The following is a 24718-nucleotide window of genomic DNA, read 5'->3' on the forward strand; positions in this document are numbered from 1 at the left end:
GTTCGTGACGTGACCGATTCTCCGACACCCGGCACCGAGCTACACGTGCCCGACGACCTGAGCGGCATCACCGCGCAGCAATATCGGGCCGCCATGCGGCACTATCCGGCCGGCGTCACCATCGTCACGCTGAACTCCGCACAGGGACCGGTCGGGTTCACCGCGACCTCGTTCGCCTCGCTGTCGGCGCAGCCGCCGCTCATCTCGTTCAACATCGCCGAGAACTCCTCCAGCATCGAGGCCATGCTGGCGGCCGAATCGGTGGTGGTGCATTTCCTGGGCGAACATCAGAAGCATCTGGCGCAGCGGTTCAGCCGCAGCGCCGAGGACCGCTTCACCGACCGGTCACTGTGGACGACCCTCGGCTCCGGCGAACCCGTCCTGCACGGCACCCCGATCTGGGTCCGCGCCACCGTCCACCAGCTGCTCCCGATCGGCGACCACACCCTGATCATCGGCCTGGTCACCCAGGTGCACGACAACACCGAACACTCCCCCGCGGTCGGCCCGCTGGTGTACTACAACGGCGCCTACCACCGCGCCGAGATCGCCGACTGACTCAGGCCGCCGACGCCGCGGTGCCGATCCCCAGCGCCGCCAGGATCGCCGCACTCGCCTGCTCCAGCCGCGCCCGGATCCGCGGCCGCCGCAACAACGCCACCGCCCGCGCGGCCGCCACCGCCAGCACGATCATTTCGATTGCCGCGATGGTGGATTCGATGGCGCCGAGGGTGAGTGTGTTCGCGAACGTCACGTGGGTCAGGAACTGCGGCAGCACCGCGAGGTAGAACAATCCCACCTTCGGATTGAAGACACACGACAGCAACCCGGCAGCGAACGCCGAGCGCATCGACGCCGGCTTGCCCTGGGACACCACGATTTCCGTCTCGGCGGCGTCGTTCCGCACCCGCCGATGCTCCATGAGCGCCCGAATCCCCAGGTACAGCAGGTAGATTCCGCCGATCACCTTGAGCGTTCGATACGCCGTGGCCGACTGCTCCAGCAGCGCGGCCACCCCGGCCGCCACCACCGTCGCCCAGACGATCCCGCCGAACGCCGAACCCACCGCCGCCGCGATCCCCGGTCGCGGCCCGGCCATCGAGAATCGCAGCACCAGAAAGGTATCGGGGCCGGGGGTGAGCGCGAGCAGCACGCACAATCCCGCGAAACTCAGCAGCAGCGGAAAACTCATGCCCTCCATGGCAACGCACGCAGCCGTGACGACGCAAGTCTCGGCTACCTGGACACCGCCGCTGACCCGCCCCCGACGGCCGGGTCAGTACCCGAATATCCCAACGTGACGACTGATTTCGTGAGGCCCGGGTAACTCACCGGGTACGTCCAGAATTGGTTCGGCACCCAACCGCCGGCACGGGTCGCCAACCCCGACGGCTCCCAGCCGCCCGCTAAATACGCGGAGAGGCGGAAAGAGCGCCCAGTTCACGGAACAGGTCGGTGTTCATCGTGAACGCCAACCGCGCTTCGTCGAGCACCCGATCGACCTCGGGACCTTCGAGGGGAAGCTGGTCCAGGGCCTCGCGGTACTCGCGCTTGAACGCGGCGGGATTGGTGATCTCGTCGAAGACGTAGAAGCGCACGCCGTCGCCCTTCTTGGGCAGATCCCACAGCTTCTCGGCGGTGCCGCGAATGACCTGGCCGCCGGAGAGATCACCCAGGTAGCGGGTGTAGTGGTGGACGACGTATCCGGCCGGCCACTCCTGCGCGCACTCTTCGATGCGGGCGGCGTAGGCGGCGGTCGAGGGCAGCGGCTGCAGCTCGTCGCGCCAGTTCGCGCCGCCGAGGTGCGCCAGATCGGTCTCGAGCGCGGCCAGGCGCGCCAGCTCCGGCTTCACGAACGGACCCGCGACCGAGTCGGAAGCCAGTGCGGTGGAATGCTTTTCGAGGGCCTCGTAGACGAACCAGAGCTGCCCGGTGTAGCGCAGGAAGGCGTCGACGCCGAGCTGACCGGTCAGCATGTCACGCATGAACGTGGAGTGCTCCGCCTCGTTGTGCTGCTGCTCGGTCGCGGTGCGAATGAGCGTCGAGAACGGGGCGCTGGTGTCCGTGTCCAACATGGTCGGGCTCCTCGTGGTCAACTCCGGGGCACCACACTTTGGCTACCCTAACTTCCTCATAGACCCTACGCCCCAGCAACGATCGCGCGATTCGAACTTTGCGGCCCACCCACTCCAACTTTCGGATGATTTTTCCAATTCGCCGGTGTCCTTGGTCACACGCCCTCAGTCGCCCTGGAGGTCGTGTGCGGTCTGGCGCAGCGCGATCGCAGCCCGGGCGAAGTAGTCGAACAGGACCACCAGCTGCCGCGGTTCGAAGTCGGCGAACACCTCGCCCATCCGGGTCCGCTGTGGCGCGAGCACCGCGTCGATCCGGCCGTCGGGATCGGGCGTGGGCTCGACCACCACCTTGCGGCGATCGGCCGGATCCGGCGCGCGCCGGACATAGCCCGCCCGTTCCAGCCGGTCGATGAGCCGGGTGACCGCGCCCGTGGACAACCCCGTCCGTTCGGCCAGCTCACCGGCGGTCATAGAGCCCGCGAGGGCGATCAGATTGAGCCCGAAGAAGTCGGTCGGGCCCAGCCCGAGCGCCTGCGCGGTGACGTGCGCGGCCACCGCCTGCGCGGTGAGGTACTCGCGGTAGGCGGCACTGCCCTGTGACAGCAGGGTAGATTTATCTGCATCCATGCAACTACTGTCCTCATTCAGATACTTGTCGGATGCAGAAAGAGTAACGCCGTCATGGTCGACAACGCCGCGAGCACCTCCCTGATCCCCATGCTCATCGCCGCCACCGAGAGCGCCATGCCGGCGGAAAAGCGGCTACTGGCAGACGATCTGGCCATTCGCACACTGCCCGCGGGACTGCGCCCGCTGGTGCGCCGGCAGCGCACCCGGCGCTGGCTGCGCCGGCTCATGGACCGGCAGGACCCCGGCATCTGGAACAGCCTGGCCTGCCGGAAGCGGTACTTCGACGAGCAGACCGCCGCCCTGCTGCACGACACCGAAGCCCTCGTCGTACTCGGCGCGGGCCTCGACACCCGCGCCTGCCGCCTCGCCGCACCCGCCGCGATACCGGCCTTCGAGGTGGACCTACCGGTGAACATCGCGCTCAAACAGCGCCGAATCCCCCTGCCCGGCAACGTTGTTCCGGTGGCGATCGACTTCGAGCGGCAGGACCTCGCCACCGGACTCGCCGAATCCGGCTACCGCACCGACGCGAAAACCCTGTTTCTCTGGGAGGGCGTGACCCAATACCTCACCGAGACGGCGGTGCACGCCACCCTGAAAACTCTCGCTACCGCGCCTTCGGGGAGCCACCTGATCTTCAGCTATATCCGTCAGGACTTCATCGCCGGGACGAACCTCGACGGCTGCCCGGCCGCCCATCGCAGATTCGTTGCCGGACAGGGCATCTGGCGCTTCGGGCTGCACCCTGGCAGCGTGTCCGGACTGCTCGCCGAACACGGCTGGCGCGAGGTCGAACAAGTCGGCGGAGGGGAGTACACCGAGCGCTTCCTGACACCGCTCGGCCGCGGCGGCGAGCGGGTCCCCGACATCGAACGCTGCGTCACCGCCACGAAGATCTGACCCGACAGGCCGGCGCCGGGCAGGGTTGACAAGCCCGCGATGGGTCTGCCAGTCTCGCAATCAGGTCATGAGTACCAGCGTCAAGCCCCGGCTAGCTGGTCGGCAACCCTCCACCGCGGCGGGGTGCTCCGGGTGACGACCGGGCCGTCGCCCGACCGGGCGCGGCAAGCGCGGACTCTCGATCGTTCTTTCTGCTCCAGGCAGCACAGCCGATCGCGCGTCCATGAATCCGATGGGATTTCGTGATGACCGCATTCGCCGACCAGACCTGCACCCCCCTCGCCACCGTAACCGGCTGTGACCTGCAGGTTCCACTCGTCCAGGGCGGGACCACCGGGTACGCCAACTTCGACTACGCCGCCAGCGCCCCCGCGTTGAAGCAGGTCACCGACCGCGTCGCGGCGCTGCTCCCGTTCTACGCCAGCGTGCACCGGGGCGCGGGCTACGCCTCCCGCGTCTCCACCGACTGCTACGAGTCGGCCCGCGGCTCGGTCGCCCGCTTCCTGAACGCGGCCGACGACCAGGTGGTCGTGTTCACCCGCAACACCACCGACTCGCTGAACCTGCTGGCCGCCTGCGTGCCCGGCGACACCGTGGTGCTCGACGTCGAACACCACGCCAACTTCCTGCCCTGGACCCGCCACGGCCGCCGGGTGGTGCCGGTCGCCGACACCATCGAGGAGACCATCCAGCGCCTGGTCGCCGAGCTGTGCTCGAAACCCGCTGCGCTGCTGGCCATCACCGGCGCCTCCAACGTGACCGGCGAACTGCTGCCGCTGGAACGACTCGCCTGGATCGCGCACCAGTGCGGCACCCGCATCCTGGTGGACGCCGCCCAGTTGGCCCCGCACCGCCGCATCGACCTGCGCACCACCGGCATCGACTACCTGGCCTTCTCCGGGCACAAGGCCTACGCCCCGTTCGGCGCGGGCGTCCTGGTCGGCCGCCGGGACTGGCTGGACGCGGCGCAGCCGTACCTGGCCGGGGGCGGCGCGGTCCGCTCGGTCACCACCGACGGCGTCGACTGGGCGCCCGCACCGCAGCGCCACGAGGCCGGCTCCCCCAACGTGCTCGGCGTGGCCGCGCTGGCCGCCGCCTGCGACGCCCTCACCGAACTCGACGAGACCACCGTCGTCGAGCACGAGCAGTACCTCACCCACCGCCTGCGCTACGGCCTGAAAACCGTTCCGGGCGTGAACTTCCTGCGCATCTGGCGCGACAGCAGCGACGCCGTCGGCATCGTCGCGTTCACCGTCGACGGCTTCGAACCGGGCCAGGTCGCCGCCTACCTGTCCGCCGAACACGGCATCGGCGTACGCGACGGCCGATTCTGCGCCCACCCGCTGCTCGCCCGCCTCGGCGTGGACGCCGCCCTGCGCGCCAGCATCGGTCTCGGCACCACCGCCGCCGACGTGGACCGTCTCGTCGACGCCATCGCCACCCTGGTCGGGCACGGGCCGGCGTGGAATTACGCCCGCACCGAAGGCCATTGGAACCCGGTCCCCGAGACCCGCCCGTTCGGCGTGTCTGCGGAAGGCGCGGCGCCCTGCGGATTCTGACTCACCGGTGAGAGTCGGTCAGGGCACGACGTAGCGGGCCGCGAGCATCTCGACCAGCGGATCGTCGTCGGCGACCGACTCGAGCGCATCCAGATCGGCCTGGACGGACACCTGCCGGGTGTCCTCCTGATCCGGATCGGGCGGTCCGTCCTCCTCGAGCTGACGGATCAGCTTGTCGCGCACCCGCTCCTTCAGCGATTCGCCCAGCCATGATTCGCTCATAACAAGAGCATGCTCCGTCTAGACGGGCGCGATCCAGGTACCCCACGGTGTGTTCCGCACGACCGTGAACAGGACGAGGAAGGCCACCGCCACCCACAGCGCCGACCTGGGCAGCACCCGCGGTAGTCGCGGCGGCACCGCCCGGCCCCGCCAGCCGCGCACCAGCCAGGTGCCCCACCAGGCGAGGAAGCCGAGCGTCAACGGCAGCAGCAGCACATTGCTGTGGATGGCGTCGAGAATCCGGCCGTCGGTCAGATTGTGCAGGCCGCGCAGACCACCGCAGCCGGGACACCAATACCCGGTGAGCTCGTAGAACGGGCAGAACCCGTAGGCCCCCTGCACGTGCGGGTCCCGGAAGTGCAGCAGTGCCAGCCCACCGGCGACGGCGGCGCCACTCAGCAGCGGTAGCCCGACGCCGAGCCATCGCGAGCCCGCGGGCTGTGCTTCGGCTTCCGCCGCCGTGACTGGTGCCGTGATGTCCACGACCATCAACGGTAGCCGCAGCGCCGACCACCTGCCAGGTCGCGGCGAACTTCGCACCCCGGCGGCCGGCAACGCCGGACATAGAGCCCCCGCAGCCGTTTTCGCGTGCCGGTCAGCGGATCGGCGCGCGTTCCACGACCGGGGCGGTGAGCACGCCCGCGAGCATGTCGACGATCTCACCCCAGGCGGCCACGTCGCCCACGGCGACCTTGCCGGCTTCGACCGCCCGTTCGTGATCGGCCAGCAGCGCGAACAGCACCGTCGGCAAGGCCCGCAACCGCCGCAGCCGCAAGCGTTTCGGCAGGTCGGCGAGTTCCCGGTCGAGTTGTTGCATGATCACGCGCACCGAGGTGCGCTGCGCGGAGGCCAGATTCGCGGCATCGGTGACCGCCGGATGGGTGTGGATCTGTTCGAGGAATCGCGCGTAGTGGTGGATACCGTGCCGTTCACCCAGCTCGAGCATGGGGATGACGAGGGCTTCGAGCAGGTCGTGGACGTTCGTCTCACCGGTCCCGGCCTGCTCGGCGAGCAGTTCCAGCCGCCGGATCTCCAGGGTGACGAGCCGGTGTTCGACCACGGCCTCGATCAGGCCGTCGCGGGAACCGAAATGGTATTGGACCGCCGAGTTGTTGCGCTGTTCGGCGGCCGCGGCGATATCGCGCAGCGGCACCGCCGGACCGCGCTCGGCGATCAGCTGTTCCGCCGCCAGGATGATGCGCTCGCGCGCGCCCGTCACTGCCACCTGCACTCCCTACTGGCCACAGTCTGGACTGTAGCCGCTCACCAGCGGATAAAGAACTCGTCCTTGACGGTTAAGAACTAATGCTTAAAAGTGTCGAGTGACTGTCGTCACCTCCGGAAGGACTGCATTAGCGATGATCCTGGACACTTTCCGACTGGACGGCCGCGTCGCCGTCGTGACCGGCGCGGGCCGCGGCATCGGCGCCGCCACCGCGCTCGCCCTCGCCGAAGCCGGTGCGGACGTCGCCATCTCGGCCCGCACCCCCGCCCAGCTCGACGAGGTCGCGGGCAAGATCCACGCCCTGGGACGCCGCTGCGTCACCGTCCCCGCCGACCTGTCCGACCTGTCGGCCATCACCGCCCTCGCCGAGACCACCGCCGCCGAACTGGGCCGCCTCGACATCGTGGTCAACAATGTCGGCGGCACCATGCCCAACACCTTCCTCACCACCTCCCCCGACTTCCTCGAAGAGGCCTTCCGCTTCAACGTGTCCACCGCGCACGCCCTCACCCAGGCCGCGGTACCGCACATGCTGAAGAACGACGGCGGCTCGGTCGTCAACATCTCCTCGCGCATGGGCATCAGCGCGGGCCGCGGCTTCCTGGCCTACGGCACCGCCAAGGCCGCCCTCGCGCACTGGACCAAGATGGCCGCCTCCGACCTGTCCCCGCGCATCCGGGTGAACGCCATCGCGGTCGGCTCGGTATTGACCTCCGCGCTGGAAGTCGTTGCGCAGCAACCGGAGATCAAGAAGCAGATGGAGGACGCCACCCCGCTGCACCGCCTCGGTGAGCCGTGGGAGATCGCCGCCGCCATCGTCTACCTGAGCTCCCGCGCGGGCGGCTACATCACCGGCAAGGTGCTCGAGGTGGACGGCGGCATCGACCGCCCCAACCTCGACCTCCCCATCCCCGACCTGTAATCCCCCGCGTCCCAGGAGTTTTCCATGAAGTACCGCGTAGTCCAGTGGAGCACAGGCAATGTCGGCCGCCGCGCCCTGCGCAACATCATCGCCCGCCCCGAACTCGACCTGGTCGGGGTCTGGGTGTCCAGCGCCGAGAAGGCCGGCAAGGACGCCGGTGAACTCGCCGGACTCGACCACGAGACCGGCGTCCTGGCCACCCAGGACGCGCAGGCCCTGCTGGGCCTGAAGCCCGACTGCATCGTCCACACCGCCATGGCCGACGACCGCCTGATGGAGGCCGTCGAGGACCTGAAAACCTTCCTACGCGCCGGCATCAACGTCGTCTCCAGCAGCCCCGTCTTCCTGCAATTCCCCTACGGCACCCTCCCCGACGAGGTCATCGCCCCCATCGTCGAGGCCGCCGAGGAAGGCGGCGCATCCCTCTGGGTCAACGGCATCGACCCCGGCTGGGCCAACGACTGGCTGCCGCTGCTGCTGTCCAGCGGCTCCGAACGCATCGACCGGGTCATCTGCTCGGAGATCATGGACTACTCCACCTACGACAACCCGAAGGTCGTCTTCGACATCATGGGCTTCGGCAGCAAGCTCGAAGACCTCCCCATGCTGCTGCAGCCCGGCATCCTCACCCTCGCCTGGGGCAGCGTCATCCGCCAGCTCGCCGCCGCCCTCGACATCGAACTCGACTCCGTCACACAGCATTTCGAACGACTCGCGGCCACCGATCCCATCCGGATCGGATCCCACACCATCGAGGCCGGCACCGCTGCCGCCCTCCGCTTCCAAGTCCACGGCATCCGCGACGGCCGCGAAATCCTCACCCTCGAACACGTCACCCGCCTGCACCCCGACCTGGCCCCCGACTGGCCCCAACCCGCCGGATCGGGCTGCTACCGAGTGGAAATCAAGGGCGAACCCGACTACCTCCTCGACCTCCAGCTCTACAGCAACGGCGACCACGCCGAAGCCGGAGTGGTCGGCACCGCAGCCCGCCTGGTCAGCACCATCCCCTCCGTCGTCCAAGCCCGCCCGGGCCTGCTCACGGCGATGGACCTCCCCCTGACCACCGGCCGCGGCCTGGTCTCCTGACCCACCGATAACAAAGGTGAGGACCACGATGGTCCTCACCTTTTCTTTTGCCGCCCAAACGATTGTTTTCCGCTGTTGATCACCTGAGTAGGATTCTGATCAGGGCAAACGCAGATGGGGGTATCTGCGAACGAGACGTGCGAGGTGACGAAATCGATTAGTCGCAGCAGTCGGCACCGAGTCCGCCGGAAAGGCAATGATCATGACCAACGAGACTTACCGCAGTGTCACACGTCAGCTGTTCACCACCTTCGTGCTGGCAGGGGTGGTGATGGCAGTTCCCGCGACGGCGGTTCCAGCCATGGCCACGTCGGGCACGGCGTCCGGCGTCATGCAGGTCGATCAGACTCGAGGGTGGTCCGGTAATCACGCCGAGCCAGTTCCTCCGCCGGTCCCGCCCCATGGCTGTGACAACCCAGAATGCGGGCAGAGCGATGAGGGCCAGAAGACCTGCACCGATCCCAGCCAGACCGGGAACGGCTGCACCGACAACGGCGAACACGGCGGGACCGGAGGTGGACCAGGCGTCGCCAATGCCCGCGGAATCCAGGACGCCCCGGGGACGTCCCTGGTGATCGGGAGGTAGCCGTGGATGATCCGGCGACCGCCACAACGACAACAGGTGGAGAGCGACGATCGCTCTCCACCTGTTGTTTTGGAGCCGCCTGGGGGAATCGAACCCCCGACCTTTTCATTACGAGTGAAGCGCTCTACCGACTGAGCTAAGGCGGCGTGCCTTCCGGCGCTGCGAGTCTATCGTCTCGTGCCCGAATCGCGAAAACGTGTGTTCACGGTGACCAATGACACTGGGCGGTCAGGCGGAACGGGCTGCCATCAGGGCCGCGACCATGGCGGCGAGGGCGAAGCGGGGCTTCACATTGGTCTCGAGAGCCTCGCGGCAGTCGAGGACGGCCTGGATGGAGAGGAGCAGACCTTCGGGGCGGACGTCGGTGGCGAGTTCGCGGATCTGGTCGGACATATCGGGGTGGGTGAGGGTGACGCCGGACGAAGAATCGGCGGCGGCCGCGCCGAAACGGACGGCCAGGGCGTCGCGGTAGAGGCCCGCCACATCGATAAGGGAACGGTCCAGGGCGTCGCGGCCGGTGCGGGTGGCACGAGACTTCTGGCGTTTCTCCAGGTCTTTCAACGCTCCGGCGGAACCGCGGGTCGCCGAGGCGGTGCCCTTGCCGGTGCCGCCCGCGCCGAGCGCGGTGGCCAGGGCGTCGCGTTCCTTCTCGTCGCGGTCGGCGCTGACCAGTTTGGCCTCGTCGTCGGCGGACTTCACCAGCTCGTCGGCGGCCGCATAGGCCTGGGCGGGGCGAGCGGTCGCCGCGACCAGGGCCAGGGCCCGGCGCCGGCGGGCGCGGGCGTCGTCATCGGTGGCCAGCCGCCGGGCGCGGCCGACGTGACCGCCGCTCACCGACGCCGCCCACCCGGCGACCTTGTCGTCCAGCCCGTCCCGCTCACGCAGCACCCTGGCGATCGATTCCACCGACGGCGTCGCCAAATGCACGTGGCGGCAACGGGATCGCAGCGTCACCGAGATGTCCTCCGGATCCACCGAAGGCGCACAGAGCAGGAAGACGGTCCGTGCCGGCGGCTCCTCGACCACCTTGAGCAGCACATTGCCCGCGGCCTCGGTCAACCGGTCGGCGTCCTCCACCACCACGACCTGCCAGCGGCCGGTACTCGGGCGACGGGACGCCACCTGCACGATCTCGCGCATCTCCTTGGTGCCGATGCTCAACCCCTCGGGCACCACCCGGCGCACGTCACCGTGGGTTCCGGCCATGGTGGTGGTACAGGCGTGACAGCGACCGCAGCCGGGCGACCCGGCGTCGGTGCATTGTAGGGCCGCCGCGAAACACAGCGCCGCCACCGACCGCCCGGAACCGGGCGGACCGGTGAACAACCAGGAATGCGTCATGGCCGACGACGATCCGGCCCCGTCCCGGGCCGCCACCGCCGCAGCCGTCAACTCGGACTCGACCGCACCCTGGCCGACCAGCCGATCGAAGACACCCGCCACGCCGACCACCTTAGCCGCCGGCCCCGACAGCTCCGCCGACAGTCAGTTCGCGCGCTGATATGTCGTGTTCGCACCGTCCAAGGCCTCGCGGATGATGTCCGCGTGCCCGGAGTGATGCGCGATCTCCCGGAGAATGTGCAGCAGGATGTAGCGCACGGTCAGCCACACGCGCTCCGGCGCCCACGGGGCGGTCGGCGTCGGCACCGCATCCTCGAGGTTCGGCAGCTCACGGATCAGCTTCGCGGTGTGCTCGGCCACCACGTCCCACTCGGCGAGCAGACCCGCGACCGTCTGATCCGGGTCCAGCCGATACTCCGAATCCATTCGGGAGACATCGAATTCGGAGTTCGGGTCCCGCTCGGCCAGGACGGTCGTCCAGTGCCGCTCGGTATTCACGCAATGACTGAGCAGACCGCCGAGGGTGAGTTCACTGACCGTGGTGCGCTGGCGCGCCTGCTCGTCGTCGATACCCCGGACCGTGATCCGGAACAGCTCACGCTGGCCGGCGAGAACCTTGATCAGTTCTTCACGCTCGTGCTCGATCGTCATCGAATGCCCTTCCGCTGGTGCGTGTTCCGGACAGCACGCTACGGCAGGGAACCGACAACCATCAGGATTGCGCGGGCGCGGCGCTCTTCGTCGCGGCCTTCTTGGCCGGCGTCTTCTTCGCCGCCGCGGCCTTCTTGGTCGTGACACCGTCGGCTGTCTTGGCCGCCGCCTTCTTCGCGGCCGCCTTCTTGACCACGGTCTTGGCCACCGCGGTCTTCTTGGCCGGGGTCTTCTTCGCCGCCGCCTTCTTGGCCGTCTTCTTCGCGGCCTTCTTCACCGGGCCGCGCGCCCGCCGGTCCGCCAGCAGCTCCGAAGCCCGCGCGTCGGTGATGGATTCGACCTCGTCGCCCTTGCGCAGGCTGGCATTGGTCTCGCCGTCGGTGACGTACGGGCCGAAACGCCCGTCCTTGATCACCATCGGCTTCTCCGACACCGGGTCCACACCCAGCTCACGAAGCGGCGGCGCGCTCGCCGCCTGCCCGCCGCGCCGCTTGGGCTCGGCGTAGATCTTGAGCGCGTCCTCCAGTGTCACCGTGAAGATCTGGTCCTCGCCGGTGAGCGAGCGCGAATCCGTGCCCTTCTTCAGGTACGGCCCGTAGCGCCCGTTCTGCGCGGTGATCTCGTCGCCCGACGTCGGGTCGACACCGACCACGCGCGGCAGCGACAGCAGCTGCAACGCCTCCTCGAGCGTCACCGTCTCCACGCTCATGGACTTGAACAGCGATCCGGTGCGCGGCTTCGGCTTGTCGGCCGCCTTCTTGGTCTTCTTCGCGGCGGCGTCCGCGTCCTCGGTCGGCTCCGGCAGCACCTCGGTGACGTACGGGCCGAAACGTCCTTCCTTGGCGACGATTTCGTGCCCGGACACCGGATCGGTACCCAGCGAACGACCGTCCTGCGGAGTCGCGAACAGCTTCTCGGCGACCTCCGGGGTCAGCTCGTCCGGCGGCAGATCGTCGGGCAGGTTGGCGCGCTGCGAAACCGGATCCCCGTCCGGGTCATCGGGATTGACGACCATGCGCTCCAGGTACGGCCCGAACTTGCCGACCCGGACCACCACGTCGCGGCCCTCGTCGTCGGCAAAGAGCTTGATGGAGTTGACTTCTCGCGCGTCGATGCCGTCGAGTCGTTCGCCCACCATCTTTTTCAGGCCGCCCTCGCGCGCGACCGAACCCTGCGCGCCGTGATCGCCACCGAAATAGAAGGAGGACAACCAGTTTCCGCGCTGTTCGCGACCGCCGGCGATGGCGTCGAGGTCGTCCTCCATGGCCGCGGTGAAGTCGAAGTCCACCAGCCGCCCGAAGTGCACCTCCAGCAGCCCGATCACCGCGAACGCCACCCAGGACGGCACCAGCGCACTACCGCGCTTGTACACGTACCCGCGATCCAGGATCGTCTTGATGATCGAGGAGTAGGTCGACGGACGGCCGATGCCGAGGTCTTCCAGCGCCTTGATCAGCGAGGCTTCGGTGAAACGCGCGGGCGGATTGGTGGTGTGCCCGTCCGGCAGCAGCTCGATGGCGGTGACGCCCTGGCCCTCGGTCAGCGCCGGCAGCCGCGATTCGGCGTCATCGGACTGGCCGCCCGCCTCCTCGTCGACACTCTCCACGTACGCCTTGAGGAAACCCGCGAAGGTGATGGTCCGGCCCGACGCCGAGAACACGCACTCCTCACCGGAATTCGCGACACCGGTGATGCGGACCGTCAGCGTGGTGCCGCGCGCGTCCTGCATCTGCGAGGCCACGGTGCGCTGCCAGATCAGCTCGTACAAACGGAATTCGTCGTTGTCGACCTTGTTGTGCAGCTGGCCCGGGGTGGCGAAGGTGTCACCCGCGGGACGAATCGCCTCGTGTGCTTCCTGCGCGTTCTTGACCTTGCGGGTGTACTGCCGCGGCGTGGGGCTCACGTACTCCGCGCCGTACAGCTGGGTGGCCTGCGACCGCGCCGCCTGAATCGCCGACTCCGACAAGGTCGTCGAGTCGGTACGCATGTAGGTGATGTAGCCGTTCTCGTACAACCGCTGCGCCACCCGCATGGTGCGCTCGGAGGTGAAACGCAGCTTGCGGGCCGCCTCCTGCTGCAGCGTCGAGGTCATGAACGGCGCGTACGGCTTTCGCGTGTACGGCTTGGACTCCACCGAGGTGACGGCGAGATTCACGCCGTGCAGCGACTCGGCCAGATGCTGGGCGTCGGCGGCCCGCAGAACCCGAACGGTCGGTGCGGAACCGTCGGCGGCCTGCGACTTCAGCTGCCCGTCGGATCCGAAATCGCGACCGGACGCGACGCGCAAACCGTCGACGGTGACCAGGCGCGCGCCGAAGACCCGCGGATTCCCACCGTCTTCTTTCCCGCCGGCGTCGAGCTTGGCCGCGATGTCCCAGTACTCCGCGGACCGGAACGCCATGCGCTCCCGCTCCCGCTGCACGATGACGCGCGTCGCCACCGACTGCACGCGGCCCGCCGACAAACGCGGCATGACCTTCTTCCACAGCACCGGCGACACTTCGTAGCCGTAGAGCCGGTCCAGGATGCGCCGCGTCTCCTGCGCGTCGACCAGATCCTTGTCCAGCTCACGGGTATCGGCGGCGGCCGCGCGAATGGCGGACTCGGTGATCTCGTGGAAGACCATGCGCCGCACCGGCACCTTGGGCTTCAGGGTTTCCAGCAGATGCCAGGCGATGGCCTCGCCCTCGCGGTCGGGGTCGGTGGCGAGATAGAGCTCGTCGGCGTCGGCCAGCAGGCTCTTCAGCTCACTGACCTTCCCCTTCTTTTCCGGGCTGACGACATAGATGGCCTCGAAGTCGTGATCGACATCGACGCCGAGTCGCGCCCACTGCTGTCCTTTGTATTTGGCGGGCACATCCGCCGCGCCACGCGGCAGGTCCCGAATGTGGCCGACCGACGCCTCCACCACATAACCGCGGCCCAGATACGGCGCGATCTTCTTGGCCTTCGTCGGCGACTCGACGATCACGAGACGACGCAGGGAGCGGCCCTGGTCGGGCGCTGCCTCGGGGTTCGGCGCTGCACCGCGGTCTCGTGTTGCCACCGGCGAACACACCTTTCGTCTCGATCCGCGCCGGAGCTTGGGGAACGCGCTCTACGCGGCTGGGGCAAAGCGGCTGCGATGTCCGATATCGCTGCCAGCAACGTTTATACCGTGTTCAAAGGCCGCGGCTGGTGCGCGGCGACGATGTAGCCCCTGATCGTGATCGAGTGTAATGGGTCCAGATATGGGTCGTCCCCCACCGCCGGGGGGCGATGGGGGACGGAACCTTAGGGGTTGGCTCGCTCAGAGCGCGCGAACACCGGTGGCCTGCGGGCCCTTGGTGCCCTGACCAACCTCGAACTCGACCTTCTGGTTCTCCTCGAGGGTGCGGAAGCCCGACCCCTGGATCTCGGAGTAGTGGACGAAGACGTCAGCGGAGCCGTCCTCGGGCGCGATGAAGCCGAACCCCTTCTCCGCGTTGAACCACTTCACAGTTCCCTGTGCCATTCTGTTCCTTCTCTTTCCATACCGGAACGGCGGACAAGTAGGTTCATCCACCGGGTCCGTTGAGACCGCTGTACTCTGTTCCCCCTGCAGGAAAGCACCTAGTACACCGTTCGCAACATCGATCCTGCTGATGGTTTGGACTTTAGATCCGTTCCCTCGAACACAGAAGCTTGCGACCAGGGACCAGTGAACCATGTCTTCGGGCAATTCAACAGCGGAGTTACCCACAATTTGCAAAAAAGTTGATCTTGCGAATGCGCAGGTGAGGGGCATAATGCCCAAATCTGTACTTGAAGTTGGTTTGCTTCCGGATAACAGAGCGAGCATCTGGCAAACGGGGTGTGAGGCAGGTCGCTACCCTGTAGTGAAATGGCAGGTAGAGCGGCGGACGCACACACCTTTCGCACCCCTTCGGCGTGTCGCGATGGCGCTGCGGTGAATGACGGAGATCCGGCGCGACGATCCGGAGACAACAGCGACATCAGCTACGGGAGATCGTTGCTGAATCGTGTCCTAAACGGCTCTGTTTCAGGCGACTCCCGGCTCACTCACGTCACCGAGCTGCCGCCCCGCGCGGCGCAGGTCACGAAATGGCCTGAATGGACCTCTCCCGACGTCATCGCCGCAGTTCAGGCGACCGGAGTCGCGGAGCCCTGGAGCCACCAGAGCCGGGCCGCGGACCTCGCCGCGGCGGGTCGGCACGTGGTGGTGTCGACCGGAACGGCGTCCGGAAAGTCGCTGGCATACCAGCTCCCGGTGCTGACCGCGCTGCAGGCCGACCCCCGGGCCACCGCCCTCTATCTCGCGCCCACCAAAGCCCTCGGCGCCGACCAGCTCCGCATGGTCAACGAGCTGACCAGCGAAGATCCACTGCGCGGCATCCATCCCGCCCCCTACGACGGGGACACGCCGGCGGAGATCCGGCAGTGGGTCCGGGCGCACGCACGCTGGGTCTTCACCAATCCGGACATGCTGCACGTCGGGATGCTGCGGTCGCATCAGCGCTGGGCTCGGCTGTTTCGGCAGCTCAAATACATCGTGGTCGACGAATGCCATATCTACCGCGGCGTTTTCGGGTCGCACGTGGCCCTGGTGCTGCGCCGGCTCCGGCGACTCGCCGAGCGGTACGGGGCGGATCCGGTCTTCGTGCTGTGCTCGGCGACCGCCGCCGACCCCGCCGCCACCGCCGAGAAACTGATCGGCGCACCGTGTGTCGCGGTCACCGACGACGGGTCGCCGCAGGGCGCGCGGACCGTGGCGCTGTGGGAGCCACCGCTCCTCGGCAGCGGCTTGACCGGGGAAAACGGTGCGGCCCTGCGTCGTTCGGCCGGGGCCGAGGCCGCCACGGTGATGGCCGATCTGGTCGCCGAGGGCGCCCGCACCCTGACCTTCGTGCGCTCCCGGCGCGGCGCGGAACTGATCGCCATGGACACCCGGCGGCTGCTGGCCGATGTGGACGCCGGACTTCCCGGGCGTGTCGCGGCCTATCGGGCCGGCTATCTGGCCGAGGATCGGCGCGCCCTGGAAACGGCCCTGTCGGAGGGCACGCTACTGGGCGCTGCCACCACGAATGCCCTGGAACTGGGCGTGGACATCGCCGGATTGGACGCCGTCGTGGTAGCGGGATACCCGGGGACGGTCGCCTCGTTCTGGCAGCAGGCCGGGCGCGCCGGACGACGCACCCAGGGCTCGCTGGTGCTGCTCATCGCCCGTGACGACCCGCTGGACACCTACCTCGTGCACCACCCGGAAGCCCTGCTCGGACGCCCGCTGGAAGCGACCATCACCGACCCGCACAATCCGTACGTGCTCGGCCCGCACCTGCTGTGCGCGGCCCTGGAACAGCCGCTCAGCGATGCCGAAGTACACGCCTTCCAAGCCTGGGAACTGCTGTCCGACCTGGCCGAACAGGGTCTGATCCGGCGGCGCGCCGGGGTGGCTCGGGACGGGTCGGCACGGTGGTTCGTAACCGCCGACGCGCACCCGCACGACGCGGTGGACGTGCGCGGCGGCATCGGAACCGCGATCGCGGTGGTGGACGTCGAGTCGGGCCGCATGCTCGGCACCACCGACGCCGGACGCGCTCCCGCCACCCTGCACCCGGGCGCGGTGCACCTGCACCAGGGCGAGAGTTATGTGGTCGACGAGCTGGACCTGGAGGACGGCGTGGCGCTCGTGCACGCCGACACGCCAGGGTGGAACACCAGCGCGCGGGCGGTCACGTCTTTGGAGATCGAGGCGGTCACCGAGGAGCACCGGCACGGCTCGGTCACCACGGGTCTGGCCCAGGTGCTGGTCACCCGGCAGGTGGTCGGCTACCTGCGCAGACTGCCCAGCGGCGAGGTGCTGGACATGATTCCGCTGGACCTGCCCGCCCAAACCCTGCCGACCCGGGCCGTGTACTACACGGTCACGCCGGAGCTGCTGGTCAGAGCCGGAATCGACGCGCGACACGCCGGGGGCGCCCTGCACGCGGCCGAGCACGCCGCCATCGGCATGCTGCCGTTGGTCGCGACCTGCGATCGATGGGACATCGGCGGCGTGTCGACGGCTGAACATGCCGACACCGGCCTGCCCACAGTTTTCGTCTACGACGGACATCCCGGCGGTGCCGGTTTCGCCGAGCGCGGCTTCCAGCGACTGCGGCACTGGCTGGCCGCCACGCTGGGGGCCATCGACTCCTGCGCCTGCCTGAGCGGCTGCCCGTCCTGCGTGCAGTCACCCAAGTGCGGGAACGGCAACAACCCCCTGGACAAGGCCGGGGCGGCCCGCTTATTGCGGGCGGTATTGGCCGATCTGGGCGAAGGTGACGGCGACAGTCCCGAACCGTGACGCCGCCGTCGCCGCGGCGATATCGCACCGCCACCCGACCAACCGGTTGGGCCTGTCAACTGGTAGATATCGGGTGGAATCCGGATGCTGGAGGGTGGCGGCGACACGCCGAGGGGTCAAGTCGATTAAAAAGGGATGTGATCCTGTTAACTGAGGGGTTGCTCCACTCGAATATGTCACTCCGGGATTTACCAGTGCATTCATTCGAATGAGTCTCGGGGCGCGAATAGGAAAGCGTTCGAGGCCCAATCAATTCGCCTATGCCATTCATCGAATTTCGACATTGATCGACCACTGATGTGGCCCGCGCCATCACCATTCTTACCAACCGCTCGGTACGAGATATCCCCTCGCAACCCCTAGTCATCCACCGGGCCCGCCCGGGCCGCCGCCCGGACTTCCCGATCCCCTAACGGCCCTAGCGAGACCCGCCCGGCGACCGTCACCGTCACGTCCCACCCCCGCACCTCACATCCGGCAGACCGGACACCCATCCGGCTCGCGATATCCGCGGCCCGGCGGCACGCGCCCGCCGCACCGCCGTCCAGCGCGGCGGCCGCCGCCAGTGCGCTCAGATCCGCGGCGGCCCGCACCCGATGCCGGGCCGCCACCGCCACCCCGACCTGGGCGAGCAAGACGGTCACCGCGAACACACTGATCAGCGCCAGGCACGCGGCCACCGTCACCCCGCCCTCCTCCCGCGCAGTGCCGGGCCCCGCCAGGCGTCTCATCGCGACTCCCCCGGTTCCTGCGCCGCGACCGCCGCCGCGCGCAGCGTGATCGGAACCAGCGCGGCCCGGGCGGTGACTTCGGCGACGACCAGATCCCCTTCCAGGTGGATGGCGACCCGCGCACCCGGCGGCGCCACCTGGTGGGCCGTGGCGACCGCCGACTCGGTCTCGCCCCGCGCCGCGAGCCGGGCCGCCTCGCGGGCGGCATCGACACAACGCACCTGCGCCGATACCGCCAGCAGCGCGCCGACCGCGAGGACCAGTACCGCGACCAGCGCGGCCAGCGCAATGGCGGCCTCAACGGTCGCCATACCCGCCTCGGCATGATCAGGTGGTGTGTCATACGTCACTTGACGGGAGTCTTCAGGGCCCGGTCGATGATGGCCGTCAGGGCGTTCACGATGCTGTTCCCGGTCACCACCGTGTACAGCACCGCCCCGAAGGCCGCCGCCGCGATCGTGCCGATCGCGTACTCCGCGGTGCTCATGCCGGAGTCGGCGGTCAGGGCGTGCAGCAGTCTGGCCCGCAGCTCCCAGCACAGGTGTCGGACGCTCGTTCCCACGGTCACTCCCTTCCTCGGTCCGGCGCGGCGGATCCGCGCCGGTGCGGTTCTCGGTCACAGCAGGCCGCCGTCCAGGACCCGGCCCGCCAGGCCCAGCACCACCGGGACGATGCCCAGGCACAGAAAGGCGGGCAGGAAGCAGAGGCCGAGCGGACCGCCGATCAGTACTCCGGCCCGCTCGGCCCGTGCGGCGGCGGCATCCTCGAGCTCGCCGCGGCGGCGCTCGGCCAATTCGGCGACGGCGGTGGCCAATCCGGTCCCCGAGCGCGCCGAGCGGCGGGCCATCCGGGCCAGCGCGGTCACCGAGTCGTCGGCGACTCCTGCGGTGGCCTGCGCCCAGGCGCTCGCCGGATCAGCGCCCAGCATCAGCAGATCCGACGCCCGGAACAGGGCTGAGGCCAAGGGCTCCGGCGCCTCGACGGCGACCGCGGCCGCCGCCCGGGCGGTGGGCAAGCCGGCGCGCAGGCAGGCTGCGAGCAGGTCCAGCGCCGAGGCGACGCCCAGCGCGTCCAGCTGTGCCGGGAATGCCTGCAGCGGTGACACATCGCGGTGCGCCGAATCGTGCAACCGGCGGAGCCTGCGCACCGCCCCGACGCGGCCCGGCAGGATCACCAACGCGACTGCGGCGAGGACCGCGGCGGCCGCGGTCATCGCAGTGCCTTGTCCGCGATGGCGTCGGACCACAGCAGGCCGGCGCAGGTGAGCGCGGAACCCAACGGCAGCAGGGCCGTTCCCGCCGGGGACACGAACAGCACGTGCAGCGGGGCCGCGCCCATCAGCTGGCCGAGCCCGATACCGAGCACCGGCAGCAAGGCCAGCACCAGCGCCGTCGCCCTGGCTCCCGCCAAGGCCGCGGCGGTGCGATCCCGGAAGCGCTTGCGGCCCAGCAGATCCAGTCGCGCGGCCGTCAGCAGCTCGGCCAGGGCGAGACCGTGTCGCTCCGCCACCCGCCAGGCCCCGGCCACTCCGGACAGCTCCCGCGCCACCACCGAGTCGGGGCACCGCAGGCCCTCCGCGCCCGAGCCGCCCAATCGGCTGCGCGCCGCGCTCACGGCGAAGGCCCGGGACGCCTCACCCTCGGTCTCGGCGGCGGCCACCGCGGCCGCGGCGCTCGGATGCGCGCCAATGCGCAGCTCCCCGATCACCGCCTCCAAACCCTCCAGCAGCTGCGCCGTGGCGGCGGTCCGCAGCCGCGCCCGCCGCGTCCGGCGATGGCGGACCCAGGCGGTCGTTGCCACCAGCAGGGCCGCCAGCACCGGACCCGGACCCGCGAGCAACAGCAGGGGTCCCACGATGAACGGGATAGCCCCAATCATCCAGCGGGGCTCTACTTTTCGGACGTCACAGGCATGGGCGAAGAGGCGGCTCATCCGCCGTCGAGCTATCGGAGGAGGCAGCAGGAGGACAGCGAGCGCGACGCATGCCACTGGAGCGGCCGCGCTCGAACCGGCGGTCATCAGTCACCATCACTCAGCGCCGTGGACGAATCACACTCGGCCCCAGTCGAATCGGTGGAACTGCATCGACCGCATGTCGCTCGCCACGCCAACCCGAGCCCGGGGAATCGTGACCCGTGTGCCCGAAAAGGGCTGCAGCACGGTTGATCACCTCCAGGTACCGGATACGACTTGGTCAGCCTGACCTTCGGATTCGCGTGGGGCCCAGGGCAACTACACGATCCGTGGCAATTCTCATCGGCGGGAAGCATCGGGAGTCCTTTCGTCGAGCAGTGTCAGGAGGGCGGGAGCCGCCGGGGCGGGACGGGCATCGGCTGTCCACGCGGGAACGAAGCGCACTCGGCCGCCATCGGTGGTGACCAGGCCGATTTCACGGAGCACGCGACCGCCGTCGGGCCGCCGGTGCACGTGCAGGATCACTTGGACGGCGGCCGCCAGCTGGCTGTGCAGGGCGGCCGCGGGCATACCGCCGAGCGCGGCCAGCGCCTCCAGCCGGGCCGGGACCTCGCCGGGCGAATTCGCGTGCACGGTGCCCGCCCCACCGTCGTGCCCGGTGTTCAGGGCGGTCAGCAGATCCACCACCTCGGCTCCCCTGACCTCCCCGACGACGATCCGGTCGGGACGCATGCGGAGCGCCTGGCGCACCAGGTCGCGCACGGTGACCTGGCCCGCGCCTTCGACATTGGCGGGACGGGCGACCAGCCGGACCACATGCGGATGCGGCGGTGCGAGCTCGGCGGCGTCCTCCACGCAGACGATGCGCTCGGCCGGATCGACCTCGGCCAGCAGGCTCGACAGCAAGGTCGTCTTGCCGGCGCCGGTTCCCCCGACCACCAGGAAGGCGAGGCGGGCTCGAATGATGTGCTCCAGCAGACACTTCGCGTCCGGGTGCACGGCGCCCGCCGCTGCCAGGGCATCCAGTCCTTGCGTGGCGGGCCGCAGTACACGCAGTGACAGGCAGGTCCCGCCGTGCGCGATCGGAGCGAGCACCGCGTGCAGCCGCACCCCGAACGAATGCCCCTGTGCCGCTCCGCTTCCGGGCAACCGGCCGTCCACCCACGGCTGTGCGTCGTCCAGCCTGCGCCCGGCTGCCAGCGCCAGCCGCTGGGCCAGCCTGCGCACCGCCGCTTCGTCCGGAAATCGAACCGCCGTCCGCCGCAACCCCCGCCCGCGATCCACCCACACCGAATCCGGCCCGGTGACCAGCACGTCGGCCACCTCCGGATCATGCAACAACGGCTCCAGCACCCCCGCCCCCGTCATCTCGGTCTGCAGCAGCCGCAGCACCCGCAGCAGATCCGTGTCCGCGAGCACCCCGCCCGCCTCGGCCCGAATGGCCGTGGCCACCCGCGCGGGATCCGGATCGGCGGCGCCCTCGGCCAAGCGCTCCCGCACCCGCTCCAGCAGTTCGGCCGTCACCAGCTCACTCATCGCGCACCTCGACGTCGACCACGAGCCACCGGCAGCCCGCCCCGGATCCGATGCGGCAGTATGCCGATCGCGCTGGGGTCGAGCGCCCGGAGCTGCCCCGCACCGAACGTGAACCACCCACGTCCGGCCAGACGCCGACCAGACCCGCGGTCTGCCGGAACGGCCGGGCGGCGGAGGTGGCGGTCATCGCCGGGCTCCGGTGGGGTGCGACAGCTCCGGCGTGCGGTGTGCGCCGCGCGCCCGGGCGAGGCTCCACCAGGAAGGCCCGGGTTGGCAGGTAGCGCGGACCGGGGCGGGGTGGCCGGAGAACAGGGCGGTGAGGGCGGATTCGGCGGCGGTGCGGAGGGGGCCGCGACGGCGCACGGTGAGGCCGCCGCGCTCCAGGCGCTCGGTGAGGCCGGGCTGGGAGGGGACCGCGCTCAGCAGCGGCAGTGCCAGGGCCTCGGCGATGTCCGAGGGAGCGAGCCCGCCGGGAGCCGGTCCGCGAACGATCAAGCGCACATGGGGATTTCGGGCCTTCAGGTACGCCGAGGCGGACTCGGCCGAGGCGATCGACCGCAACCGAGCCTGGGTCACCAGCACCACGAGATCGGCCGTGTCGAGAACCTCGTCCGTGTGCGCGCCGTGGTCGCTGGACAGATCCGCGACCACCAGATCACCTGCGGCACGGCCACCCTCCAGGACGGCGCGAACCGCTACCGGCGCCAGTGGCCGGTCGGGCCCGTCGCCGGCACGGAACCCGTTCAGGGTGTCACCGAGTTCCATTGCCGGACCGCCGATTCCAGCCGCGTCGGCCACCCCGCCGCGGTCGATCACGCAGTCGGCCGCCCCGCCTGGTTGCCCTGCCGAGGCCGCTTCGCATCCTCCCGCGCCGGCCGATCGGGTACCGCGTCCGCCGCCATCTTCTCCTGCCGGCGAACCATCGACTCCGAACGCCGCATCGAACTCCCTTGCGGGAGTTCCCCGTCCACACGAGAGCACGGCCAGTCCCGAGACCGTGGGCAGTGCCGCGTGCAGTGCGGGGGCGGAGACGCGGCCGTGTTCGATGGTGAGGTCCGGCCACCGCAGGCCCGGGGCTTTCTCCAGACCGAGGAGGAGGTCGAGGCCGCCGCCGTAGGGGGCGCAGTCGACCAGGAGGGTGCGGTCGCGGAAACGGCCTGCGGCGGTGAGGGCTACGGCGGCGGCGAGGACGGACGCGCCGGCTCCGGCGCCCGCTCCGGCCACCGCGAGGACGGCGCCGTCGCCGGGGCGGCGGCCGTCGTGGGCGGCGAAGGCGGCGATCAGTGCGTCGGCCGCGGACGGGAGCGGCAGCACCTGTTCGGCGCCGGCCGCGGTGGCGGTCTGCCAGTCGAGCAAACTCGGCTCGCCGTCGGTAACCAGGAGGATCCCGGGGCGGCGGGGGTGGCCGGCGGATACACAGCTATGCGCGGCGGCGGTGTCGAGGATGATCACGGACGCGGCGGTCCAGGCGTGGCGGCTGGGCGGTGGCCGGCGCTCGTCGAGCGGGCGGTCGGCCGCGGCGGCGATGCGCCGGATCTCGTCGCGCAGATGGGGATCGGCGACCAGTGCGAGCGCCGGCGGGGTGGCGGCTTCGGAGTTCATGCAGGTCAGCGTCGACCGTTCGGCGCACCGGCGAAAGCGGCCCTGCGGCGAGTGTGGATAACACGCGGCCTGTGCATAACTCGAGGAGCGCGTGGGGATTCGGAACCTGTCCGTAAATAGAGGACGGCCCCAGCCGGGGGGGGAGGAGGCTGGGGCCGTCGGGTTCAGCCCCGGGGGGTCGGGCTGAACGCGCCTGGACTAGTCCAGGTAACTGCGATACTACACCCAAGCCCCGGCCGCATTGCAAGTCCGCCCGGCGAGTCTTTTTCCCGTCCTGACGGCTCGGCTTCCGCCTGGCTAACCCCGATGGACACGCTTCGAAACGTGAGCTTCGACACGCGGTCCGGCGCACCGAATGACCGGTCCGGAGAGCGCCCCGGACCCGCGCGGGAGGCCCATGCCGCCCGCCGCGCGGCCCGGAACCATATCCTGGACGCGTGACAGCCGAACGCGGACGAGTCGCCGCCTTCTTCGATCTCGACAAGACGGTGATCGCCCGATCGAGCGCCTTCGTCTTCAGCAAGCCGTTCCTGGATCAGGGGCTGCTCAGCCGCCGCGCGGTGCTGGAGAGCAGTTACGCGCATTTCCTGTTCCTGCTGTCCGGCGCCGATCACGATCAGATGGAGCGGATGCGGGAGCATCTCACCAAGATGTGCGCGGGCTGGGATGTCGATCAGGTGCGGTCGATCGTGGCCGAGACACTGCATGACATCGTGGACCCGCTGATCTACGCCGAGGCCGCGGATCTCATTGCGGACCATCGGATTCGAGGCCATGACGTGGTGATCGTGTCCGCCTCCGGCGAGGAGGTGGTGGCCCCGATCGCGGCCGCCCTGGGCGCGGACCACTTCGCCGCCACCCGCATGGTCATCGAGAACGGCCGGTACGCCGGTGAAGTCGAGTTCTACTGTTACGGCCCGGGCAAAGTCGAGGCGATCGAAAAGCTTGCCGCGCAATACGATTACGATCTGGCCCGCTGCTACGCCTACTCCGACTCGGTGACCGACCTCCCGATGCTGGAGGTGGTCGGCCATCCGACCGCGGTGAACCCGGACCGGGGCCTGCGCCGCGAGGCCGCCGCGCGCGGCTGGCCCATTCTGGCCTTCACGAATCCGGTGTCGCTGTGGGCGCGGATCCCGGCCCCGACCACCACCACGGTGGCGGCGTCGCTCGCGGTCGGGTTGAGCGCGGTGGCCGCCGGGGCGCTCAGTTACCGGCTGCTGCGCCGCCGGCGCTGACCGGTCATCTGTCCGAATCGCCGAGCCCGAAACCACCCCGAAACGCCGAGTATTGGAATGTTTCCCCAGGTCTTGCTGTGACGGCGGTCACGGGGTAACAATGGAGGCACGGAAGGACGGAAGGCCAAGATCGGATCGGAAGAGAAGATTCGACCTCCCATCCCACCCTTCC

Annotated in this window: 26 protein-coding genes, 1 tRNA gene and 1 riboswitch; of the genes, 8 read left to right on the forward strand and 19 right to left on the reverse strand. The window is 69.3% G+C overall.

Annotated features, from left to right (window positions below; all coding sequences use genetic code 11):
• The first annotated feature begins 93 nt into the window (after nucleotides 1-93).
• Complete coding sequence (locus tag ACYVKL_RS18610; RefSeq protein ID WP_379165784.1) at nucleotides 94-558, forward strand: flavin reductase family protein; 465 nt, start codon at nucleotides 94-96, stop codon at nucleotides 556-558.
• A 1-nt stretch (nucleotide 559) separates the two neighbouring features.
• On the opposite strand, the gene ACYVKL_RS18615 is transcribed toward ACYVKL_RS18610, so the two are convergent.
• From ACYVKL_RS18615 to ACYVKL_RS18625, 3 genes are all read right to left on the reverse strand, one after another.
• Nucleotides 560-1192, reverse strand: a complete 633-nt coding sequence (locus tag ACYVKL_RS18615) for a LysE family translocator (RefSeq protein WP_379164943.1) — start codon at nucleotides 1190-1192, stop codon at nucleotides 560-562.
• Between the two features lie 214 nt (nucleotides 1193-1406).
• Complete coding sequence (locus ACYVKL_RS18620) at nucleotides 1407-2075, reverse strand: biliverdin-producing heme oxygenase (protein ID WP_379164945.1); 669 nt, start codon at nucleotides 2073-2075, stop codon at nucleotides 1407-1409.
• Nucleotides 2076-2240: 165 nt separating this feature from the next.
• Complete coding sequence (locus ACYVKL_RS18625) at nucleotides 2241-2702, reverse strand: MarR family transcriptional regulator (RefSeq protein ID WP_379164947.1); 462 nt, start codon at nucleotides 2700-2702, stop codon at nucleotides 2241-2243.
• A gap of 54 nt (nucleotides 2703-2756) precedes the next feature.
• On the opposite strand from ACYVKL_RS18625, the gene ACYVKL_RS18630 reads away from it, so the two are divergent.
• Both ACYVKL_RS18630 and ACYVKL_RS18635 read left to right on the forward strand, forming a co-directional pair.
• Nucleotides 2757-3605, forward strand: a complete 849-nt coding sequence (locus tag ACYVKL_RS18630) for an SAM-dependent methyltransferase (RefSeq protein WP_379164949.1) — start codon at nucleotides 2757-2759, stop codon at nucleotides 3603-3605.
• Nucleotides 3606-3668: 63 nt separating this feature from the next.
• Nucleotides 3669-3782, forward strand: a riboswitch (SAM riboswitch).
• A gap of 68 nt (nucleotides 3783-3850) precedes the next feature.
• Nucleotides 3851-5164: an aminotransferase class V-fold PLP-dependent enzyme gene (locus ACYVKL_RS18635; RefSeq protein WP_379164951.1), complete on the forward strand. Its 1314-nt coding sequence runs from the start codon at nucleotides 3851-3853 to the stop codon at nucleotides 5162-5164.
• An 18-nt stretch (nucleotides 5165-5182) separates the two neighbouring features.
• Here the strand turns inward: ACYVKL_RS18635 and ACYVKL_RS18640 are convergent, their stop codons facing one another.
• From ACYVKL_RS18640 to ACYVKL_RS18650, 3 genes are all read right to left on the reverse strand, one after another.
• Entirely contained in the window at nucleotides 5183-5386 is a 204-nt protein-coding gene (locus ACYVKL_RS18640; protein WP_379164952.1) for a hypothetical protein, read from the reverse strand.
• Between the two features lie 18 nt (nucleotides 5387-5404).
• On the reverse strand, nucleotides 5405-5869 hold the full coding sequence (locus ACYVKL_RS18645) for a DUF2752 domain-containing protein (RefSeq protein ID WP_213559006.1): 465 nt from the start codon (nucleotides 5867-5869) through the stop codon (nucleotides 5405-5407).
• A 112-nt stretch (nucleotides 5870-5981) separates the two neighbouring features.
• On the reverse strand, nucleotides 5982-6611 hold the full coding sequence (locus ACYVKL_RS18650; protein ID WP_357190149.1) for a TetR family transcriptional regulator: 630 nt from the start codon (nucleotides 6609-6611) through the stop codon (nucleotides 5982-5984).
• Nucleotides 6612-6744: 133 nt separating this feature from the next.
• On the opposite strand from ACYVKL_RS18650, the gene ACYVKL_RS18655 reads away from it, so the two are divergent.
• The 3 genes from ACYVKL_RS18655 to ACYVKL_RS18665 all read left to right on the forward strand — a co-directional run bounded on the left by ACYVKL_RS18655 (nucleotide 6745) and on the right by ACYVKL_RS18665 (nucleotide 9208).
• On the forward strand, nucleotides 6745-7533 hold the full coding sequence (locus tag ACYVKL_RS18655) for an SDR family oxidoreductase (protein WP_357190147.1): 789 nt from the start codon (nucleotides 6745-6747) through the stop codon (nucleotides 7531-7533).
• Nucleotides 7534-7557: 24 nt separating this feature from the next.
• Nucleotides 7558-8622: an NAD(P)H-dependent amine dehydrogenase family protein gene (locus ACYVKL_RS18660; protein ID WP_379164955.1), complete on the forward strand. Its 1065-nt coding sequence runs from the start codon at nucleotides 7558-7560 to the stop codon at nucleotides 8620-8622.
• A gap of 202 nt (nucleotides 8623-8824) precedes the next feature.
• On the forward strand, nucleotides 8825-9208 hold the full coding sequence (locus tag ACYVKL_RS18665) for a hypothetical protein (protein ID WP_379164957.1): 384 nt from the start codon (nucleotides 8825-8827) through the stop codon (nucleotides 9206-9208).
• Nucleotides 9209-9278: 70 nt separating this feature from the next.
• Here the strand turns inward: ACYVKL_RS18665 and ACYVKL_RS18670 are convergent.
• The 5 genes from ACYVKL_RS18670 to ACYVKL_RS18690 form a co-directional block, all read right to left on the reverse strand.
• Nucleotides 9279-9354: transfer RNA gene (locus ACYVKL_RS18670), tRNA-Thr, on the reverse strand.
• Between the two features lie 82 nt (nucleotides 9355-9436).
• Nucleotides 9437-10651 carry a DNA polymerase III subunit delta' gene (locus ACYVKL_RS18675; protein ID WP_379164959.1) on the reverse strand — a complete coding sequence of 405 codons (1215 nt, stop codon included), beginning with the start codon at nucleotides 10649-10651 and terminating at the stop codon, nucleotides 9437-9439.
• A 42-nt stretch (nucleotides 10652-10693) separates the two neighbouring features.
• On the reverse strand, nucleotides 10694-11200 hold the full coding sequence (locus tag ACYVKL_RS18680) for a DinB family protein (protein ID WP_379164961.1): 507 nt from the start codon (nucleotides 11198-11200) through the stop codon (nucleotides 10694-10696).
• A 61-nt stretch (nucleotides 11201-11261) separates the two neighbouring features.
• The gene (gene topA, locus ACYVKL_RS18685; RefSeq protein WP_379164963.1) at nucleotides 11262-14246 is read right to left on the reverse strand and encodes a type I DNA topoisomerase; all 2985 of its coding nucleotides are present in this window, start codon (nucleotides 14244-14246) and stop codon (nucleotides 11262-11264) included.
• A gap of 243 nt (nucleotides 14247-14489) precedes the next feature.
• On the reverse strand, nucleotides 14490-14693 hold the full coding sequence (locus ACYVKL_RS18690) for a cold-shock protein (RefSeq protein ID WP_029925108.1): 204 nt from the start codon (nucleotides 14691-14693) through the stop codon (nucleotides 14490-14492).
• A 498-nt stretch (nucleotides 14694-15191) separates the two neighbouring features.
• Between ACYVKL_RS18690 and ACYVKL_RS18695 the strand changes: the two genes are divergently transcribed.
• Nucleotides 15192-17525: a DEAD/DEAH box helicase gene (locus ACYVKL_RS18695; RefSeq protein ID WP_379164965.1), complete on the forward strand. Its 2334-nt coding sequence runs from the start codon at nucleotides 15192-15194 to the stop codon at nucleotides 17523-17525.
• A gap of 359 nt (nucleotides 17526-17884) precedes the next feature.
• Here ACYVKL_RS18695 and ACYVKL_RS18700 read toward each other — a convergent pair whose 3' ends face one another.
• The 8 genes from ACYVKL_RS18700 to ssd all read right to left on the reverse strand — a co-directional run bounded on the left by ACYVKL_RS18700 (nucleotide 17885) and on the right by ssd (nucleotide 23308).
• On the reverse strand, nucleotides 17885-18256 hold the full coding sequence (locus ACYVKL_RS18700) for an Rv3654c family TadE-like protein (protein ID WP_379164967.1): 372 nt from the start codon (nucleotides 18254-18256) through the stop codon (nucleotides 17885-17887).
• On the reverse strand, nucleotides 18253-18567 hold the full coding sequence (locus tag ACYVKL_RS18705; protein ID WP_379164969.1) for a TadE family type IV pilus minor pilin: 315 nt from the start codon (nucleotides 18565-18567) through the stop codon (nucleotides 18253-18255). The genes ACYVKL_RS18700 and ACYVKL_RS18705 overlap by 4 nt, the downstream gene beginning before the upstream one ends.
• 35 nt (nucleotides 18568-18602) lie before the next feature.
• Nucleotides 18603-18797 carry a DUF4244 domain-containing protein gene (locus ACYVKL_RS18710; RefSeq protein ID WP_246598591.1) on the reverse strand — a complete coding sequence of 65 codons (195 nt, stop codon included), beginning with the start codon at nucleotides 18795-18797 and terminating at the stop codon, nucleotides 18603-18605.
• Between the two features lie 75 nt (nucleotides 18798-18872).
• Nucleotides 18873-19469: a type II secretion system F family protein gene (locus ACYVKL_RS18715; protein WP_379164971.1), complete on the reverse strand. Its 597-nt coding sequence runs from the start codon at nucleotides 19467-19469 to the stop codon at nucleotides 18873-18875.
• Complete coding sequence (locus ACYVKL_RS18720; protein ID WP_379164973.1) at nucleotides 19466-20134, reverse strand: hypothetical protein; 669 nt, start codon at nucleotides 20132-20134, stop codon at nucleotides 19466-19468. The genes ACYVKL_RS18715 and ACYVKL_RS18720 overlap by 4 nt, the downstream gene beginning before the upstream one ends.
• Nucleotides 20135-20509: 375 nt before the next feature.
• Complete coding sequence (locus ACYVKL_RS18725; RefSeq protein WP_379164975.1) at nucleotides 20510-21706, reverse strand: TadA family conjugal transfer-associated ATPase; 1197 nt, start codon at nucleotides 21704-21706, stop codon at nucleotides 20510-20512.
• Nucleotides 21699-21893 carry a hypothetical protein gene (locus ACYVKL_RS18730; protein WP_379164977.1) on the reverse strand — a complete coding sequence of 65 codons (195 nt, stop codon included), beginning with the start codon at nucleotides 21891-21893 and terminating at the stop codon, nucleotides 21699-21701. The genes ACYVKL_RS18725 and ACYVKL_RS18730 overlap by 8 nt, the downstream gene beginning before the upstream one ends.
• Nucleotides 21890-23308 (reverse strand): septum site-determining protein Ssd, encoded by a 1419-nt coding sequence (ssd, locus tag ACYVKL_RS18735; protein ID WP_379164979.1) that lies wholly within the window; start codon nucleotides 23306-23308, stop codon nucleotides 21890-21892. Before ssd ends, ACYVKL_RS18730 begins: the two co-directional genes overlap by 4 nt.
• A gap of 437 nt (nucleotides 23309-23745) precedes the next feature.
• Between ssd and ACYVKL_RS18740 the strand changes: the two genes are divergently transcribed.
• Nucleotides 23746-24546, forward strand: coding sequence for an HAD family hydrolase (locus tag ACYVKL_RS18740; protein ID WP_379164981.1), 801 nt, complete (start codon nucleotides 23746-23748; stop codon nucleotides 24544-24546).
• Nucleotides 24547-24718 lie beyond the last annotated feature (172 nt).

This window comes from Nocardia tengchongensis, assembly GCF_054781395.1.

What these genes read in the sequence shown, in the direction of transcription:
- ACYVKL_RS18610 (WP_379165784.1), top strand. Translation starts at nt 94, where the DNA reads ATGCGGCACTATCCGGCCGGCGTCACCATCGTCACGCTGAACTCCGCA.
- ACYVKL_RS18615 (WP_379164943.1), bottom strand. Translation starts at nt 1,192, where the DNA reads ATGAGTTTTCCGCTGCTGCTGAGTTTCGCGGGATTGTGCGTGCTGCTC.
- ACYVKL_RS18620 (WP_379164945.1), bottom strand. Translation starts at nt 2,075, where the DNA reads ATGTTGGACACGGACACCAGCGCCCCGTTCTCGACGCTCATTCGCACC.
- ACYVKL_RS18625 (WP_379164947.1), bottom strand. Translation starts at nt 2,702, where the DNA reads ATGGATGCAGATAAATCTACCCTGCTGTCACAGGGCAGTGCCGCCTAC.
- ACYVKL_RS18630 (WP_379164949.1), top strand. Translation starts at nt 2,757, where the DNA reads ATGGTCGACAACGCCGCGAGCACCTCCCTGATCCCCATGCTCATCGCC.
- ACYVKL_RS18635 (WP_379164951.1), top strand. Translation starts at nt 3,851, where the DNA reads ATGACCGCATTCGCCGACCAGACCTGCACCCCCCTCGCCACCGTAACC.
- ACYVKL_RS18640 (WP_379164952.1), bottom strand. Translation starts at nt 5,386, where the DNA reads ATGAGCGAATCATGGCTGGGCGAATCGCTGAAGGAGCGGGTGCGCGAC.
- ACYVKL_RS18655 (WP_357190147.1), top strand. Translation starts at nt 6,745, where the DNA reads ATGATCCTGGACACTTTCCGACTGGACGGCCGCGTCGCCGTCGTGACC.
- ACYVKL_RS18660 (WP_379164955.1), top strand. Translation starts at nt 7,558, where the DNA reads ATGAAGTACCGCGTAGTCCAGTGGAGCACAGGCAATGTCGGCCGCCGC.
- ACYVKL_RS18665 (WP_379164957.1), top strand. Translation starts at nt 8,825, where the DNA reads ATGACCAACGAGACTTACCGCAGTGTCACACGTCAGCTGTTCACCACC.
- ACYVKL_RS18680 (WP_379164961.1), bottom strand. Translation starts at nt 11,200, where the DNA reads ATGACGATCGAGCACGAGCGTGAAGAACTGATCAAGGTTCTCGCCGGC.
- ACYVKL_RS18690 (WP_029925108.1), bottom strand. Translation starts at nt 14,693, where the DNA reads ATGGCACAGGGAACTGTGAAGTGGTTCAACGCGGAGAAGGGGTTCGGC.
- ACYVKL_RS18700 (WP_379164967.1), bottom strand. Translation starts at nt 18,256, where the DNA reads ATGAGACGCCTGGCGGGGCCCGGCACTGCGCGGGAGGAGGGCGGGGTG.
- ACYVKL_RS18705 (WP_379164969.1), bottom strand. Translation starts at nt 18,567, where the DNA reads ATGGCGACCGTTGAGGCCGCCATTGCGCTGGCCGCGCTGGTCGCGGTA.
- ACYVKL_RS18715 (WP_379164971.1), bottom strand. Translation starts at nt 19,469, where the DNA reads ATGACCGCGGCCGCCGCGGTCCTCGCCGCAGTCGCGTTGGTGATCCTG.
- ACYVKL_RS18720 (WP_379164973.1), bottom strand. Translation starts at nt 20,134, where the DNA reads ATGATTGGGGCTATCCCGTTCATCGTGGGACCCCTGCTGTTGCTCGCG.
- ACYVKL_RS18725 (WP_379164975.1), bottom strand. Translation starts at nt 21,706, where the DNA reads ATGAGTGAGCTGGTGACGGCCGAACTGCTGGAGCGGGTGCGGGAGCGC.
- ACYVKL_RS18730 (WP_379164977.1), bottom strand. Translation starts at nt 21,893, where the DNA reads ATGACCGCCACCTCCGCCGCCCGGCCGTTCCGGCAGACCGCGGGTCTG.
- ssd (WP_379164979.1), bottom strand. Translation starts at nt 23,308, where the DNA reads ATGAACTCCGAAGCCGCCACCCCGCCGGCGCTCGCACTGGTCGCCGAT.